Origin of the sequence: Peribacillus sp. FSL E2-0218 (assembly GCF_037992945.1) — a bacterium.
In the GTDB taxonomy this organism is placed as follows: domain Bacteria; phylum Bacillota; class Bacilli; order Bacillales; family DSM-1321; genus Peribacillus; species Peribacillus simplex_B.
In genome coordinates, this window is sequence record NZ_CP150304.1 from 35001 (window position 1) to 51811 (window position 16811).

The 16811-nt window shown below is 43.9% G+C and carries 18 protein-coding genes and 2 rRNA genes (1 of these 20 only partly in view); 19 read left to right on the forward strand and 1 reads right to left on the reverse strand.

Going from position 1 to position 16811, the window contains the following annotated elements; translation table 11 throughout:
• The 13 genes from MHI53_RS00165 to rsmI all read left to right on the forward strand — a co-directional run.
• Positions 1 to 410: ribosomal RNA gene (locus tag MHI53_RS00165) — 23S ribosomal RNA — on the forward strand (it extends 2523 nt beyond the left edge of the window).
• Between the two features lie 62 nt (positions 411 to 472).
• Positions 473 to 588: ribosomal RNA gene (rrf, locus tag MHI53_RS00170) — 5S ribosomal RNA — on the forward strand.
• Positions 589 to 780: 192 nt separating this feature from the next.
• Positions 781 to 999 (forward strand): sigma factor G inhibitor Gin, encoded by a 219-nt coding sequence (locus MHI53_RS00175; RefSeq protein WP_081092550.1) that lies wholly within the window; start codon positions 781 to 783, stop codon positions 997 to 999.
• 213 nt (positions 1000 to 1212) lie between these two features.
• A complete protein-coding gene (locus MHI53_RS00180; protein ID WP_340372555.1) occupies positions 1213 to 2667 on the forward strand; it encodes an aminotransferase class I/II-fold pyridoxal phosphate-dependent enzyme in 1455 nt (484 codons plus the stop codon).
• A 39-nt stretch (positions 2668 to 2706) separates the two neighbouring features.
• The gene (gene tmk / locus MHI53_RS00185) at positions 2707 to 3348 is read left to right on the forward strand and encodes a dTMP kinase (protein WP_061144050.1); all 642 of its coding nucleotides are present in this window, start codon (positions 2707 to 2709) and stop codon (positions 3346 to 3348) included.
• A 102-nt stretch (positions 3349 to 3450) separates the two neighbouring features.
• Positions 3451 to 3780, forward strand: coding sequence for a cyclic-di-AMP receptor (locus MHI53_RS00190; RefSeq protein WP_061144049.1), 330 nt, complete (start codon positions 3451 to 3453; stop codon positions 3778 to 3780).
• 24 nt (positions 3781 to 3804) lie between these two features.
• Positions 3805 to 4245, forward strand: coding sequence for a YaaR family protein (locus MHI53_RS00195; RefSeq protein WP_061144048.1), 441 nt, complete (start codon positions 3805 to 3807; stop codon positions 4243 to 4245).
• A gap of 14 nt (positions 4246 to 4259) precedes the next feature.
• On the forward strand, positions 4260 to 5258 hold the full coding sequence (gene holB / locus MHI53_RS00200; protein ID WP_340372556.1) for a DNA polymerase III subunit delta': 999 nt from the start codon (positions 4260 to 4262) through the stop codon (positions 5256 to 5258).
• A gap of 1 nt (position 5259) precedes the next feature.
• The gene (locus tag MHI53_RS00205) at positions 5260 to 6090 is read left to right on the forward strand and encodes a stage 0 sporulation family protein (protein ID WP_061144047.1); all 831 of its coding nucleotides are present in this window, start codon (positions 5260 to 5262) and stop codon (positions 6088 to 6090) included.
• Positions 6091 to 6104: 14 nt separating this feature from the next.
• Positions 6105 to 6479: a DNA replication initiation control protein YabA gene (gene yabA / locus MHI53_RS00210; protein WP_061144046.1), complete on the forward strand. Its 375-nt coding sequence runs from the start codon at positions 6105 to 6107 to the stop codon at positions 6477 to 6479.
• Positions 6480 to 6661: 182 nt separating this feature from the next.
• Positions 6662 to 7405, forward strand: a complete 744-nt coding sequence (locus MHI53_RS00215) for a tRNA1(Val) (adenine(37)-N6)-methyltransferase (protein WP_340372557.1) — start codon at positions 6662 to 6664, stop codon at positions 7403 to 7405.
• Positions 7392 to 7652: a GIY-YIG nuclease family protein gene (locus MHI53_RS00220; protein ID WP_340372558.1), complete on the forward strand. Its 261-nt coding sequence runs from the start codon at positions 7392 to 7394 to the stop codon at positions 7650 to 7652. The genes MHI53_RS00215 and MHI53_RS00220 overlap by 14 nt, the downstream gene beginning before the upstream one ends.
• Before the next feature lies 1 nt (position 7653).
• Complete coding sequence (gene rsmI / locus MHI53_RS00225) at positions 7654 to 8541, forward strand: 16S rRNA (cytidine(1402)-2'-O)-methyltransferase (RefSeq protein WP_061144043.1); 888 nt, start codon at positions 7654 to 7656, stop codon at positions 8539 to 8541.
• A 44-nt stretch (positions 8542 to 8585) separates the two neighbouring features.
• On the opposite strand, the gene MHI53_RS00230 is transcribed toward rsmI, so the two are convergent.
• Positions 8586 to 8870: an AbrB/MazE/SpoVT family DNA-binding domain-containing protein gene (locus MHI53_RS00230; RefSeq protein WP_057915383.1), complete on the reverse strand. Its 285-nt coding sequence runs from the start codon at positions 8868 to 8870 to the stop codon at positions 8586 to 8588.
• Between the two features lie 616 nt (positions 8871 to 9486).
• Between MHI53_RS00230 and metG the strand changes: the two genes are divergently transcribed.
• The 6 genes from metG (at position 9487) to yabG (ending at position 16615) form a co-directional block, all read left to right on the forward strand.
• A complete protein-coding gene (gene metG / locus MHI53_RS00235) occupies positions 9487 to 11448 on the forward strand; it encodes a methionine--tRNA ligase (RefSeq protein ID WP_340372559.1) in 1962 nt (653 codons plus the stop codon).
• Between the two features lie 173 nt (positions 11449 to 11621).
• Positions 11622 to 12389 (forward strand): TatD family hydrolase, encoded by a 768-nt coding sequence (locus MHI53_RS00240; RefSeq protein WP_061144041.1) that lies wholly within the window; start codon positions 11622 to 11624, stop codon positions 12387 to 12389.
• Positions 12390 to 12667: 278 nt separating this feature from the next.
• On the forward strand, positions 12668 to 13822 hold the full coding sequence (locus MHI53_RS00245; protein ID WP_340372560.1) for a ubiquitin-like domain-containing protein: 1155 nt from the start codon (positions 12668 to 12670) through the stop codon (positions 13820 to 13822).
• 283 nt (positions 13823 to 14105) lie between these two features.
• Entirely contained in the window at positions 14106 to 14669 is a 564-nt protein-coding gene (gene rnmV / locus MHI53_RS00250) for a ribonuclease M5 (protein WP_061144039.1), read from the forward strand.
• Positions 14662 to 15540 (forward strand): 16S rRNA (adenine(1518)-N(6)/adenine(1519)-N(6))-dimethyltransferase RsmA, encoded by an 879-nt coding sequence (gene rsmA, locus MHI53_RS00255; RefSeq protein WP_061144038.1) that lies wholly within the window; start codon positions 14662 to 14664, stop codon positions 15538 to 15540. The genes rnmV and rsmA overlap by 8 nt, the downstream gene beginning before the upstream one ends.
• Before the next feature lie 196 nt (positions 15541 to 15736).
• On the forward strand, positions 15737 to 16615 hold the full coding sequence (gene yabG / locus MHI53_RS00260; protein ID WP_061144037.1) for a sporulation peptidase YabG: 879 nt from the start codon (positions 15737 to 15739) through the stop codon (positions 16613 to 16615).
• The last annotated feature ends 196 nt before the right edge of the window (positions 16616 to 16811 follow it).

Genomic DNA, 16811 nt, shown 5'->3' on the forward strand with positions numbered 1-16811 from the left:
GTTTGGCACCTCGATGTCGGCTCATCGCATCCTGGGGCTGTAGTCGGTCCCAAGGGTTGGGCTGTTCGCCCATTAAAGCGGTACGCGAGCTGGGTTCAGAACGTCGTGAGACAGTTCGGTCCCTATCCGTCGCGGGCGCAGGAAATTTGAGAGGAGCTGTCCTTAGTACGAGAGGACCGGGATGGACGCACCGCTGGTGTACCAGTTGTCTTGCCAAAGGCATAGCTGGGTAGCTACGTGCGGACGGGATAAGTGCTGAAAGCATCTAAGCATGAAGCCCCCCTCAAGATGAGATTTCCCATGGCGCAAGCTAGTAAGATCCCTGAAAGATGATCAGGTTGATAGGTCAGAGGTGGAAGCGTGGCGACATGTGGAGCTGACTGATACTAATAGATCGAGGACTTAACCAACGCTTTAAAAAATGAAAGGCCTTCTTATTATCTAGTTTTGAAGGAACAACGTTCCTCATATGTTTGGTGGCGATAGCGAAGAGGTCACACCCGTTCCCATTCCGAACACGGCAGTTAAGCTCTTCAGCGCCGATGGTAGTTGGGGGTCTCCCCCTGTGAGAGTAGGACGCCGCCAAGCCATTAGAAAAAAGATCAGCCACCTCGGCTGGTCTTTTTTCGTTAATCGACGATTCAGCGTTTATGGAAACTTTTATATAGAGACATACACGTATTGAAAATCTCCATCATACATTGTTAAAAGCAGCCCCGGTTCTCTTAAACTATTTAAAATCGAAGTATGTGAACGATGGTTTTTGGGGAGAATGCAGGTATGGAGGTGGAGATGTTGGGGACAACAAAAACCAAAACGACGGCAGGGGAAACGTGCGTGGTGTGTGAACAAATAAAAGGAATGGGGATACACGTATATACGACTTTCATTTGTGAGGAATGCGAAAGGGATATGATCGGTACCGATACAAATGATCCGAGGTATAAATATTACTTAAAGCAATTAAGAAAAATCACCAATCCTGAAATATTTTCATGAGAGGCTAGGTATGGAAAGTTGAAGAGTCAGAGAATGAAGAAATGGACTGTCTCTTCATTCTCTGACTCTTTTTATAGTACTTTAGCAGAATGCTTGATGACTTGACCTGGCCGCAGGTAAGGGCCAGGGATTTCCCGTTTAATCGCCAGAGGAGATAAATTTGAACTTATTTGATAAAATGAAAAAATAATATGATTTGAGGGAAGATAATAAATGAATCAATCACAGACACCATTGTTCGATGCAATGAGTGCTTTTTATAAAAATGAACCAATTTCCCTCCATGTCCCCGGACATAAAAATGGACGGGTATATAGTGAAAAGGGACAAGCGTTATATAGCCCCGTGCTCGGGATCGATGCTACGGAGCTAAACGGTTTAGATGACCTGCATGCTCCTGAGGGCGCCATTTTAGAGGCCGAGCAGCTGCTTGCCGATTTATATGGAGTGAAGAAGAGTCATTTTCTGGTCAACGGGTCTACCGTGGGTAACATGGCAATGATCCTTGCGGCATGCCGCGAAGGAGATAAGGTGCTTGTCCAAAGGAACTGTCATAAGTCGATTTTACATGGCCTGATGCTAGCCAATGTTCAGCCGATTTTTCTGCGGCCGGTTTTTTATGAGGAGTGGGGGGTCGCTGGAGGCATAGCACCAGAATTGATTGCAGAAGCTTTGCGTGTCCACCCGGATGCCAAGGCAATCGTTTTAACTTATCCGAATTATTATGGTCTAGGCGAGGATATGGGCGAAATGGTAAAGCTTGCCCATCAAAGGGGGATACCGGTGCTTGTGGATGAGGCCCATGGCGCTCACTTTCAGTTAGGAGATCCGTTTCCCGATACGGCTCTTAAGGCCGGCGCAGATGCCGTCGTTCATTCTGCACATAAAACATTGCCGGCCATGACCATGGGGTCATATCTGCACCTCCATTCAGCTTACATTGATGCCGATCAAGTATCCTTCTATTTGCAGATGCTCCAGTCGAGCAGCCCATCCTACCCCATCATGGGGTCGCTTGATTTATCCAGGGCCTACCTCGCCTCTTTCACCCCAGATGATAAAAAAGAGCTGAATAGAAAAATTGGGGAGTTCAGGGGGGGATTGGACGCCCTGCCATCAATTAAAGTGATGGAGGCGCCAAAGGGGACTTTTTGCGACCCATTGAAAGTGGTCATCCAATCAAAAAATGGTTTAAGCGGTTTTGAATTGCAGCGGTTATGTGAAGCAAAAGGAATTTTTGCCGAATTGGCTGATCCTAATAATTTGCTGCTGATTTTACCTTTATTGAAGATGGGTGCCGAATTTCCTTTTCATGAAATCATTGAAAATATAAACAACGCGACCATAGGCAGAACGGGCAAGAGCATGCCCATTCAAATGGATAGTCGGCATGCTGGAAAGTCAATGACAGGTCTTGAAATGCCATACTCGCTCATGAAACAAAGAAAACCGAAATCGGTTGAGTTCAGGAAGTCCATAGGGAAAGTGTCGGCTGAGATGGTCATTCCGTACCCTCCGGGGATCCCTTTAATTATGTCCGGGGAAATGATCACTGCCGAGCATGTATCGAGCTTGAAGGGACTGCTGTCGCTAGGAGCGAGGTTCCATGGCGGTTTCTCTCTGGCAAATGGTGAATTATTCGTTTATGAAAGCGGACAATCAGGTTAAAATGATATACTACAAACAAAGAACCTTGGAGGTACATCGATGAAGCGTGGCATTTTTATAACAATGGAAGGGCCCGAGGGTGCTGGGAAAACGACGATTACCCACATGCTTGGCAAGGCCCTGCAAGAAGAAGGCTATCAAGTCCTGTTAACGCGCGAGCCAGGCGGGGTCCCCATTGCGGAGCAAATCAGGGAAGTCATTCTCAATAAAGAAAATACAGCTATGGATCCTCGAACAGAGGCTTTATTATATGCAGCGGCAAGACGCCAGCATTTAGTGGAGGTGGTCATGCCGGAGCTGGATCGAGGCGGCATCGTCCTCTGTGACCGATTTATCGATAGCTCTCTGGCCTATCAGGGGCATGCAAGGGGCTTGGATATAGAAGAGGTTTACAGTATCAATAAATTCGCAATCGGAGGCATGATGCCCGACGCCACGTTCTTTTTCGATATTGACCCAGGAGAGGGATTGAGGCGCATTCAATCCAATGGGGAGCGCGAAGTGAATAGGCTTGACCTTGAAGCGTTGGATTTTCATAAGAAGGTTTGCGAAGGCTACCAGCTCATCATGAATAGATGGCAAGATCGCTTCATCATCGTGGATGCAGGACGGACAATCGAAGAAGTTTTTGAAGAAACGAAAGCCGGCTTATTAAACCTCCTGAAAGAGTCGGGAAGGTAATCATATTCGTTTTCAGATTATTCAACGGAATACTATTCCAGTCAATGACTAGTTGCTATAATAGAGGTAGAAAAAATTCAGAGTAACCGGAGGGTGATAAGAATGAAAATGATCATTGCTGTCGTTCAAGACAAAGATAGCCATCGGCTGCTGAATGAATTAGTGGAAAATAATTTCGGAACGACCAAGCTTGCCAGCACTGGCGGGTTTTTAAAATCGGGCAATACGACTTTCATGATCGGCACGGAGGATGAACGGGTTGATCAGGCCATTCAGATCATCAAGCAGAACTGCCAGTCACGCTCCCAATTAGTATCACCGGTTTCACCGATGGGCGGCAACGCCGAGTCCTATGTACCTTACCCAGTGGAGATACAGGTAGGCGGTGCGACCATATTCATTTTGCCTGTTGAAAACTTTTTACAGTTTTAATGGGTAGATGCATGGAGGTTCATAATGAAAATCAACCATGAAATCCCTATTAAGCTGGATAAGACACGCCAAGATGCCAAACAGTTTCAGTCTGCAAATGGAAGGTTTCAGCAAATGGTCCAGACACAGGATCAAAAGATGCAAATCCAAACCTTGAACCGTTTGATAGGTGATATTGAAGGGGCGGGGCAGCGTTTAGTCCGGTCACGTACCTTTAGGGAATTGGCAAAATATAAGGCGTTGGTTAAACGGTTTGTAAAAGAAGCGGTTGAATATGGATTGGAGCTGAAGCAATCCACTAGTTGGAACCAATATGGTCAAAGCCGGCCATTGAAAACCGTGGAAACGATAGATGCAAGATTAGTTGAGCTAAGTGAGGAAATTCTCAATAAAGAGAAAGGCTCGCTTGAAATATTGGAAATGATAGGTGAAATTAAAGGTCTTCTGATTAATCTATATACTTAAGTGAGTTGATGGTTTTGGATAAAACATGGCAGGATATGAGCCGAATTCAGCCGCAGGTGATGACCATGCTGCAGAATAGCATAATGAAGGACAGAGTGGCGCATGCGTATTTATTTGAAGGGGAAAAAGGCACGGGTAAACAGGATATAAGCAATACATTTGCCAAAAGCTTACTTTGTGAAGCCCCCACAGCAGGTTACGAGCCATGCGAAACTTGCCGGAATTGCAAACGGATTTCAAGCGGCAATCATCCAGACGTCCATTTAATAGAAAAAGATGGCCTCTCCATCAAGAAGGAACAAATCAAGGGGCTTCAAGAGGAATTCTCGAAAAAGAGCGTCGAGGCAGATCGCAAGGTTTATATGATTGCCGATGCGGACAAAATGTCGGTGAGTGCCGCCAATAGTCTATTGAAATTCTTGGAGGAGCCCTCGGCCGACACCGTTGCGATATTGATGACCGAACAGATTCAAAGAATTTTGCCGACGATATTATCAAGATGCCAAGTGATTTCGTTCAAGCCATTATCCCCGGAGAATGTGAAACGGAAGCTGATGGAACAGGATTTGGAGCCGCAGCTCGCCTCGGTTATTGCACATATAACACAGAATGTGGAAGCGGGAATCGAGCTTAGCCGTGATGAATGGTTTGTACAAGCTCAAAAAATAGTGGTAAAATTGTATGAAGTGCTAAAACTTAATTCCTTGAAGGCATTGTTGTACCTTCAAACGGATTGGTTCACACACTTTAAAGAAAGAGAACAGGTTGACAGAGGTCTTGATTTGTTACTTCTTATATATAAGGATTTATTATACATTCAGTTGGATAAAAAGCACCTTGTTGCATTTCAAAATAAACTGAAGGAATTTGAAACTCACGCTCTTCATCTTTCCTCAAGACGCCTTGCCGAGCATATGGCGTGTATCTTGGAAGCAAAAAGAAAGCTGATGTCCAACACGAATCCACAGCTGTTGATGGAACAGCTTGTGCTGAATTTGCAGGAGGGATCATGATTTGTATGATGTTGTAGGTGTCCGTTTTAAAAAAGCGGGCAAAATATACTACTTTGATCCGGGTGAATTCGCTATTCCTAAGGACGATTTTGTAATAGTGGAGACTGTCCGCGGCGTTGAATTCGGTAAAGTTGTTACAGCCCGTAAGCAAGTAGATGAAAACGATGTTGTCCTGCCATTGAAAAAAGTACTTCGGGTAGCTGACGCGAAAGATAAGCTGATTGTCGATGAGAACAAGGCTGCTGCAGAAGAGGCTTACTCAATATGTTGTCAGAAGGTCATTGAGCATAAGCTGGATATGAAGCTAGTCGATGTCTCCTATACATTCGATAGAAATAAAGTCGTGTTTTATTTTACAGCGGATGGCCGCGTGGATTTCCGTGATTTAGTCAAAGATTTAGCTGCCATATTCAGAACTCGGATAGAGCTGCGCCAAATTGGGGTTAGGGATGAAGCAAAAATGCTTGGCGGCATCGGGCCTTGTGGCAGGATGCTTTGCTGCTCCACATTTCTTGGGGATTTTGAACCAGTTTCGATCAAAATGGCGAAGGATCAAAATTTATCATTAAACCCTACAAAAATCTCAGGATTATGCGGTCGGTTGATGTGCTGTCTGAAATATGAAAATGACGAGTATGAAAGTGCGAAGGAAATGCTTCCTGATTTAGGTGAAATGATTAATACGCCTGGTGGCAAAGGCAAGGTAGTGGGGCTTAATATTCTAGAACGCGTACTTCAGATTGAACTAATCGAGCAGGAAAGAGTATTAGAGTATACTCTAGATGAGATTCTAAAAGAGGGAGCCGTTTCTATTCAAGCCACAGATTATTAAGGTGGTGGGAGAGCGTGGATAAGAAAGCTATATTTGAGTCGGTGACCAATATGGAAACCCAGATAGGCCAATTGTATAAACAGCTTGGGGAATTGAAGCAGAACCTGGCTGAAATCCTTGAGGAAAACCAGTCGCTCAAGCTGGAAAACGAGCACTTGCGTCATCGGTTAGGCCTTGCGGAAGTCGAAACTGCGCCTGCTGCGGTAAAGATGAAGCAAAAAGTGAAAAATCGCACCGCTAGTACGGACAAGGTTATGGATATCGGGGAAGGCTATGATAATTTAGCCCGTATCTATCAAGAGGGCTTCCATATTTGTAATCTGCATTTTGGCAGTTTACGAAAAGAAGGAGATTGCCTGTTCTGTTTATCGTTTTTAAACAAGAAGTGATAATGGAATAATATATAAAAGAATGCTCCATCTCTTTTAAAGTGATAGATAGACCGTTTACAATATATAGTGATTCGGGGTCTGACGCATACTATGGGTCAGGCCCCTTTTTGTACGAGATGAAAGTCGAAGCATGGATCCTGGACATGCTTTTTCCATACATAATTAGGAGGGTAACAGCAATGGTGGAACTTAAAGGCGATGAGCGCCTCGATTATCTATTGGCTGAGAATTTAAGGATCATCCAGAGTCCATCGGTGTTCTCTTTTTCATTGGATGCCGTTTTATTATCAAGGTTCGTGAATGTCCCGATCCAAAAAGGGAAAATTGTCGACCTTTGTTCGGGGAATGGCGTCGTGCCCTTATTGCTGAGCACAAGGACGAAAGCGGCAATTACAGGCGTCGAGATTCAAGAGCGGTTATATGACATGGCCCAGCGAAGCATGGACCATAATGGCTTATCCTCCCGGATCGAGATGATCCATGGGGACATCAAGGAAATGCCGGAACAGATCGGTTATAGCAAATATGACGTGGTTACTTGCAATCCCCCTTATTTTCCGACGCCATTGATTGAGGAAATCAATAAAAATGAACATTTTGCCATTGCCCGGCATGAAATCATGTGTAATCTTGAAGACGTCATGCGCGTTTCCAGTCAATTGCTGCGTCAAGGGGGCAAAGCCGCTTTTGTTCATCGGCCGGGGCGCTTGATGGATATCCTGCATTTCATGAGGAAGTACAGGATCGAACCGAAACGGCTTCAATTCGTTTATCCCAAAAGCTCAAAGGAAGCCAATACGATTCTTATTGAGGGGATAAAGGATGGGAACCCTGATTTGAAGATTCTGCCTCCGCTCGTTGTATATAATGACGAAAATGAGTATAATCCGGAAATCAGAAGGATTTTATATGGAGAAGAATGAACATTATTTTTATGTCGTAAAGTGCAGGGACGGCAGCTATTATGCTGGTTATACAAATGACTTGGAGCGAAGGATCGCTGCCCATAATCAAGGCAAGGGGGCAAAGTATACACGAGGACGCACCCCGGTTGAACTGATTCATCATGAAATATTCGAAACACAGACATTGGCCATGCAGGCCGAATATAAATTCAAGCAATTGTCAAGAAAGCAAAAACAAATGTGGATGGCGAAGGGAGATATATGATATGTGGCAGCAAAAGAGTTTTGAAAAAGAAGGATTGGAGCCAGCCCTGTATCTGGTCCCTACACCGATAGGGAACCTTGAGGATATGAGTTTCCGGGCTTTAAGGATCTTAAAGGAAGCGAATGTCATTGCTGCCGAAGACACAAGGAATACGAAGAAATTATGCAATTACTTCGAAATTACGACACCTATCGTCAGCTACCATGAACATAATAAGGAATATAGCGGGAAGCAGATGCTAGAGAGGCTGCGGTCAGGAGAGGTCATCGCTTTGGTAAGTGATGCCGGTTTACCTACGATTTCTGATCCCGGATACGAACTGGTCAAGGATGCAATAGCCGAGCGGTTTAAAGTCATCCCGCTCCCGGGTGCAAACGCTGCATTAACGGCATTGATTGCATCAGGGCTCACGCCGCAGCCCTTTTACTTTTATGGATTTTTACAGCGCGGAGCCAAAGAAAAGAAGCGGGAGCTGGAAAAGTTAAAAAAGATGGAATCGACTTGGATCATATATGAATCACCGCACCGCTTAAAAGAAACTTTGAAGCATATGCAGGAAGTACTCGGTGACCGTCGGATTGTATTGTGTCGTGAATTAACCAAGAAATTCGAAGAATTCATTCGGGGGACGATAAGTGAAGCGCTGACTTGGGCGACGGAGTCCGAAATCCGCGGTGAGTTCTGTTTAATAATCGAAGGCGGGCAATTTCCGGACGAAGAGGCTTCCGAAGCCTGGTGGGCGGAACTTGATTTAGTCGGGCATGTCAATCACTATATAGAAGCCGAGCAGTACACTTCAAAGGACGCCATCAAGCAAGTCGCAAAGGATCGCGATATCCAAAAACGAGATGTATATCAAGCGTATCACATTGATGGCGAGGATAAATGAGCAAAAAAAAACTTCCGGGGTCCGGAAGTTTTTTTGTTAGGCAATTATTTAGAAGTCGTGAAATTTTGTTGAATTTCTTGGATAAGCAATTCAGCGCCTTCACGGCTAAGGATCAATTTACCGTTTGCAAGTGTAAGGTTGTTATCGGAAACTTCACCTGTAACTTGGCAAGTCATGTTTGGTTTGTATTTTTTCAAGATGATGCGCTCGTCATCAACGTAGATTTCAAGAGCATCTTTCTCAGCGATTCCCAATGTACGACGAAGCTCGATTGGAATAACGACCCGGCCTAATTCATCAACTTTACGAACAATACCTGTAGATTTCATTTTAGAATTTCTCCTCTCAGATTACAATCTAGTACCCTATTTCTATTTTTTTCGCCATTATTCGACAAATTTTTTTATAAACTTATAATACCAGCCATTCCCATATTCGTCAATGATTTATTTTCATTTTTTTGTAAGAAAAGAGCATGACTGCATTTCCAGGGTTCAAAAATGGTTTTAATGAGCAAAAACTGGATATGTCCTCATCATTTAGATGTTCATCAGCTACAAAAAATTACGCATGTCACCACAATTCGACAAAAGACTTCTTTATTATATGATTAAATGCATTTTAGTTTCAAAGCATAAGTTCTCAGTTAAGGATAATTTCCAGAGAAAGCTTTCAAATATGTGATATGTTGCACAAAAAAAGATTTTTAGGTATATTTTGTGGAGGTAAGAGGTAATGCTGACAAAAAGGAAGTTACCCCCTTAACATTATTTTTAAAGACACCGATTCAAACGATTATAATTCCACCATCATGAGGATTTGATTTGTGATTATTGTCGCGCAGAATCGCATATAGCGTTAAAATAGAGATAATTACTTTTAATATAGTCTGATGGCTTTGGCAAGTCGCATCGCCAGTTTTCCAAAAGATGAGGAGGGAACCAAGTGAAAGATAAACTAAAAACATTTTATATCACGACACCCATATATTACCCGAGCGGTAATTTACATATAGGGCACGCGTACACGACAGTGGCAGGTGATGCCATGGCCCGTTATAAAAGGATGCGGGGCTTTGATGTGATGTATCTGACAGGGACTGATGAACACGGCCAAAAAATCCAGCGTAAAGCAGCTGAAGAAGGAATCACCCCGCAGCAATACGTGGATAACATCGTAACGGGGATTAAAGAGCTATGGGAAAAGCTTGATATTTCATATGATGATTTCATTCGGACGACGGAGGATCGCCATAAAGCGGTTGTAGCCAAAATCTTCAAAAGGCTCCTTGACCAGGGCGATATCTACTTGGACCAATATGAAGGCTGGTATTGTACACCTTGTGAATCCTTCTTCACGGAACGTCAGGTAGAGGAGAGCAATGGGAACTGTCCGGACTGCGGCAGACCTGTCGAAAAAGTGAAAGAAGAATCATACTTCTTTAAGATGAGTAAATATGCAGATCGATTATTGAAGTTCTACGAGGAAAACCCTGATTTCATCCAACCGGAATCGCGTAAGAACGAAATGATCAATAATTTCATTAAACCAGGCTTGGAAGATCTGGCCGTTTCGCGCACTACCTTCGATTGGGGCATCAAGGTGCCAGGAGATCCAAAGCACGTCATTTATGTATGGATCGATGCCTTGACCAATTATATAACGGCCTTAGGATATGGAACGGACAAGGATTCTAAATACTTGAATTATTGGCCTGCTGATGTACATCTGGTCGGAAAGGAAATCGTTCGTTTCCATACCATTTATTGGCCAATCATGCTGATGGCCCTTGATGTACCGCTTCCTAAGAAAGTCTTTGCCCATGGCTGGCTGCTCATGAAAGATGGGAAGATGTCCAAATCAAAAGGGAATGTGGTCGATCCCGTTACCTTGATTGATCGTTACGGCCTGGATTCCTTACGCTATTACCTATTGCGTGAAGTTCCCTTTGGTTCTGACGGTGTGTTCACTCCTGAGGGGTTTGTGGAACGAATCAACTTCGACCTGGCTAATGATCTAGGCAATTTGTTAAACCGAACGGTGGCAATGGTCAACAAGTATTTTGATGGTGTGATCCCGAGCTATCAAGGATCGAATCGTGAATTTGAAAAAGCCTTGCTTGAAATGAATCATGATACGGTTGGCAAGTATGAGGAAGCGATGGAGAAAATGGAGTTTTCAGTTGCGCTAACGTCCATTTGGCAGCTTGTGAGCAGGACGAACAAATTCATTGATGAAACACAGCCATGGTCGCTTGCCAAAGATGAAGCAAGAAAAGAAGAGCTTGCCAGTGTTATGGTTCATTTAGCGGAATCCTTACGTAGGACGGCTATCCTTTTGAAGCCTTTCTTGACGCAGACGCCGGAAAAAATCTTTGCCCAGCTTAGCATCCAGGATGAAGTGTTAACTTCATGGGATAGCTTAGCGGAGTTCGGCCAAATCCCTGCGGACACGAAAGTGTTGAAGGGCGACCCGATCTTCCCTCGTTTGGACATGGAAGAGGAAGTTTCATATATTAAAGAGCAAATGCAAGGCGGTGCCGAGAAAGCGCCTGAAAAAGCGGAAGAGCCCATTCCGGAGGTTGATGAAATCACGATAGATGACTTTACGAAAGTGGAGCTTCGTGTGGCCCAGGTCATCGAAGTAGAACCGGTGAAGAAGGCGGATAAGCTTCTGAAGCTGCAGCTTGATTTAGGCTATGAGAAGCGCCAAGTCGTATCTGGCATTGCCCAGCACTATAAACCTGAAGATTTAGTAGGTAAAAAAGTGATATGCGTAACGAATTTAAAGCCTGTTAAGCTTCGTGGCGAGCTCTCTCAAGGGATGATTTTGGCTGGCAGTCAGGAAGGCAAGCTCTCGGTCGCGACAATAGATTCATCGATTCCAAATGGTTCAAAGGTGAAATAAACCCTCAAAAAACATAAAGGTGTTTCATATGAAACATTTTTATGTTTTTTTCTTTATGGTTTTGGAAAAAGTAAATAGGCCTGCATGTACCCGTTGTAATCTTTTTGTTATCTAATTGTGAAACATAATACATTCATTCTTAAATAAAATAGTGCTAGAAAGGAAGAGTAAAAATGTTATTTGATACACACGTTCATGTAAATGCGGAACAATTCAACGAGGATCTCGAAGAAGTCATTGAAAGAGCCAAGGAAGCTGGAGTGAATCATATGGTAGTGGTTGGCTTTGACAGGCCAACCATCAAAAGGGCGATGGAATTGGTGGAAGCTTATGATTTCATGTATGCCGCAGTCGGATGGCACCCTGTGGATGCCATAGATATGACCGAAGACGACTTACAATGGATCGAGGAGCTATCCAGTCATCCAAAGGTAGTGGCGATTGGAGAAATGGGGCTTGATTACCATTGGGATAAATCGCCTAAGGATGTACAAAAAGAGGTATTCAGGAAGCAAATCCGATTGGCGAAAAAAGTGGGGCTGCCCATCATCATTCATAATCGCGAAGCGACGGCGGATATCGTGAACATCTTGAAGGAAGAAGAGGCCTCCAGTGTGGGCGGCATCATGCATTGCTTTAGCGGGAGCGCTGAAACGGCGTTGGAATGCATAGAGATGAATTTCTATATTTCGTTGGGCGGCCCCGTGACCTTTAAAAATGCCAAAAAACCAAAAGAGGTAGCAGCTGCCGTGCCTTTGGACCGTTTGTTGGTTGAAACGGATTGTCCCTATCTGGCACCTCATCCTTTTAGGGGAAAACGTAATGAACCCTCTTATGTGAAGCTGGTCGCCGAGCAGATTGCGGAAATCAAACAGCTAACGATAGAGGAAGTTTCCAAGGCAACGACGGAAAATGCCAAGAAATTATTCGGCATTAACTGACAGTATTTTTGACAATTTCCATCGGGGTTCGCTAGCGAAAATCGCGATTTTCGAGATTTCAACAAATCTCACTCCCACAATGGGCTTATTATGTCGAGAAGTCGCCCTTTCCTTTTGATTCCGGACTATGCATAATAGGTAGTAATTTCCTGAATGAGAAGTGAATGGGTTGACAGCTTGATAACTAAGTCTATATAATCACCGGGAGGAAGGAGGAGTTTTTCATTCTATTAAATACTATGAAAAGCCTTATCCCCAAACAGCTTGGGAAGAAGAGAATGGCAATGGCCATATGCAGTGCAATTCTTGTTTCCGCAGCATTGGGATTACTAATCCATCAAGGAACAAAGCATACAGTCACGATCATGCTAGACGGAAAAAAAGAGGTAGTGCGGACACACGCATCTACTGTCAATGATATTTTGAAAGATTTAGAGATTACCGTTCAAGCCGCGGACTATGTCCACCCATCAAGGGACAGCAAGGTGGGCGACAATTTAGAGGTTGTCTACAAGCCGGCGCAAAAAATCGTCATGAACCAGGATGGTGAAACCGAGGAAGTTTGGTCAACCGCTGATACGGTAGACGAGTTCTTGAAAGAACAAGATTTGGATGTGAAGGAACAGGATAAGATCACACCCTCAAAAGGTACGAAGCTAAAAGGGAATATGGAAGTTGCCATAGACAAAGCCTTTGCACTGAAGTTAGTGGTGGGCGGTGATGAAAAAAAGGTATGGTCAACTTCGACTACTGTCGCTGACTTTTTAAAGCAACAAGGAGTAAAACTCAATGATTTGGATCGAGTTGAGCCAGAACTAGCCGAGAAAGTTGAAGCTAAGAATACGGTAAACGTAATTCGAATTGAAAAAGTCACCGATGTAGTGGAAGAACCAGTTGACTTTGCTGTCATTACGAAAAAAGATGACTCCTTATCAAAAGGGAAAGAGAAAATTGTCAAAGAGGGAAAAGACGGACTCATTTCCAAGAAATTTGAAGTCATTAAAGAAAATGGCAAAGAGGTCAAAAGAGAATTACTTTCAGAAAAAGTCGTGAATAAAAAGCAGGATAAGGTTGTAACGGTCGGAACGAAAACGACCGTTGCCCAAGCATCACGCGGCGTAACCAACGTCAGTTCGCCCAATGGGAAAGAAATATACGTTTCATCAACCGCTTATACAGCCAGTTGCAAGGGTTGTTCAGGTGTCACGTCCACAGGCGTGAATCTCAAGAGTAATCCCGGTGCGAAAATCATTGCTGTCGATCCAAGCGTAATCCCCTTAGGGTCGAAAGTCTATGTAGAGGGCTATGGCTATGCAGTGGCTGCTGACAAAGGCGGCGCTATCAAGGGGAATAAGATCGACGTTTTCTTTTCTTCAAAAAATGACGCCTACCGTTGGGGTGTAAAGCAAGTTAAGATTCGCGTATTGGACTAATAAGGTTTCTCTCGCAGGAGATGAATTCGTCTCCTGTTTTTTGACGTTTTATTTTCCATTTGTTGAAAAACCTCATGTAAAACTGTTTTAATAAGATAGACGTAGCAAAAATTGCTTAAGATGTAATATGTGTGTTTATTTCATAAATGATGCTGGCTGGAATCATTGTCATTGTTCCGTAAAATTTCTTCTGCAAATGGGGAGGCATCACAGGTGGCCCAGATGCATGTATCAATAGCGATCCAAAGCGCATGCGCTTTTCTGTATGGAGGATAAGGATAACATGAAAAAAATTAAAGAAATCATTGTTGTAGAAGGTAAGGACGATACGGTAGCGATAAAAAGGGCCGTTAATGCCGATACAATAGAAACGAACGGCTCGGCTGTGGATGAAGCGTGTATTGAGCAGGTCAGGCTTGCACAAAAGACGCGAGGTGCGATCATTTTCACAGATCCTGATTTTCCTGGTCAAAAAATCAGGAATATCATTTCGGAACAGGTAAAAGGGTGTAAACATGCCTTTTTAACGAAGAAGGAGGCCCTCCCTAAGTCAGGCAGGGGAATAGGCGTGGAGCATGCATCGCCTGAGGCGATCCGTCATGCTTTGAAAGATGCACAATTAATGGATGAAGAGGCTTCGGAAGAAATTTCACAGCAGGATTTGATAGATGCAGGTTTAATAGGAGGTTCCGGCGCCAAGGAACGAAGGGAAAGACTTGGAACCATCTTGAAAATCGGATTCACGAATGGAAAGCAGCTATATAAGCGACTGAAAATGTTCCAAATATCAACCGAGGCTTTTGCTGAAGCAATGGTACAGATCAATCAGGAGGAAAACCATGAATAAGGATATAGCAACACCCGTCAGGACCAAGGATATATTGAAAAAGTACGGATTCTCCTTTAAAAAGAGCTTAGGCCAAAACTTTTTAATCGATACGAATATCTTGAAGCGCATCGTCGATCATGCCAATTTGACAGAGGAAAGCGGTGCCATTGAAATCGGCCCGGGAATCGGCGCTTTGACGGAACAACTTGCGAAAAGCAGTAAAAAGGTTACGGCATTCGAGATCGATCAGCGTTTGCTGCCAATCTTATCTGATACACTTTCTCCTTATGACAATGTGAACATCATTCACGGAGATGTTTTAAAGGCAGACGTGAAGAAGGTCATTGAGGAAGAATTCGCTGGCTTCTCGGATTTGATGGTTGTGGCCAATTTGCCGTACTATGTGACGACGCCAATCATTTTAAAGCTATTGTCCGAGAATCTTCCGATCAGGGGTATCGTGTGCATGCTGCAAAAGGAAGTGGCTGATCGAATTGCCGCTAAACCTGGTACAAAGGAATACGGTTCCTTATCGATTGCGATTCAATATTATACGGAAGCGGAGACCGTGATGATCGTTCCCAAAACGGTATTCATGCCTCAGCCTAATGTCGATTCAGCTGTCATTCGTCTTACTAAGCGGGTTCAGCCGATCGTTGAGGTTCTTGATGAGGATTTCTTCTTCATTGTCACGAGGGCCAGCTTCGCACAGCGCCGGAAAACGATTTTAAACAACTTAACGAGCCAGCTGCAAGATGGAAAAGCGAAAAAGGAACTCATACTTGCTGCTCTAGAAGCAGCGGAAGTCGATCCGACCAGACGTGGTGAAACATTGAGCATAGAAGAATTTGGCCGCTTGAGCGATGCACTATTGCCAAACTTCAAATAAGGATATTGGAAAACCGGAATGGGGTCACTCCCAGCTTCCGGTTTTTTTGTTTTGACCGGTGGCCCGCGCGATATGAAAAACCTGACGATGAAGATGGTCAATCCCCAACTTTCACCATTCAAGATTGGCTTGCATAACTTAAGAATGAAAATAAACTAGGGCGGGCTGAAAATAAGTCTTCTCATGGGGTGGGGCCATGAATATTCAAATTAACGATATTGTCGGTCGGGTTTCCTATAAATGCGACGTGCTGTTCCGGGTAATCGATATTCGTGAGATTGCCGGAAGACGGGAAGCAGTCCTTTATGGGGAAGATATCCGGCTGATCGCAGATGCACCTTTTCAAGATTTAATGATCATTAATGATCATGAAAGAAATGATCGACAAAGGTCGAATGAGGCACTTCAAGAGCAATCTTACCGTTTATTAACACAAGATCTTGAGCTGCAGCAGCAAAAAAACGGCTATCAGTCCAGTAATGGCTATCGCTATAGCGGTGAATACTTTCAAATACCAGGCAGGGTCCTCCATGTTGATGGAGATGCTTCTTACTTAAGGAAATGCCTCGATCTATATCAAAAATTCGGTATCCCGGTCAATGGCGTTTATTGCAATGAAAAGGAAATGCCCCAAAGGATCGGGGGACTGCTGGACCATTACAGGCCGGATATCCTTGTTGTCACCGGGCATGACGCCTATTCAAAATCAAAAGGGCCGATGTCCGATATCAATGCATACCGTCACTCAAAGGACTTTGTCCAGACAGTTAGGGAAGCAAGAAGGAAGGTTTCACATTTAGACCAGCTGATTATATTTGCCGGGGCGTGTCAATCTCATTTTGAATCACTCATCCAAGCTGGGGCGAATTTTGCAAGCTCTCCATCGCGTGTTAACATTCATGCTCTTGATCCTGTGTATATTGTCGGAAAGGTGAGCTTCTCTCCTTTTACCGAGAATATTCATGTATGGGATGTACTAAGGAATACGTTAACGGGCGAGAAAGGCTTAGGCGGGGTAGAGACAAGAGGGGTGTTACGGACCGGACTGCCTTTCAAGCCATTTCAGGAAGAATGAGCGAGCTGCATTTTTAAAAGAATGCAGCTTGCTTTCATCGTATCAGGATTCGGATATCCTCCTTTGGAATCGGTGATTTAGCGATAGGTCGACAAAATATACGGTTATAATTACGAAAATTCGGCTGATTGAATAAGGTGATAGTTCGTTTACATAATTTTTCATTTCCCAGGATATAATAAAATTGTTCAGGATT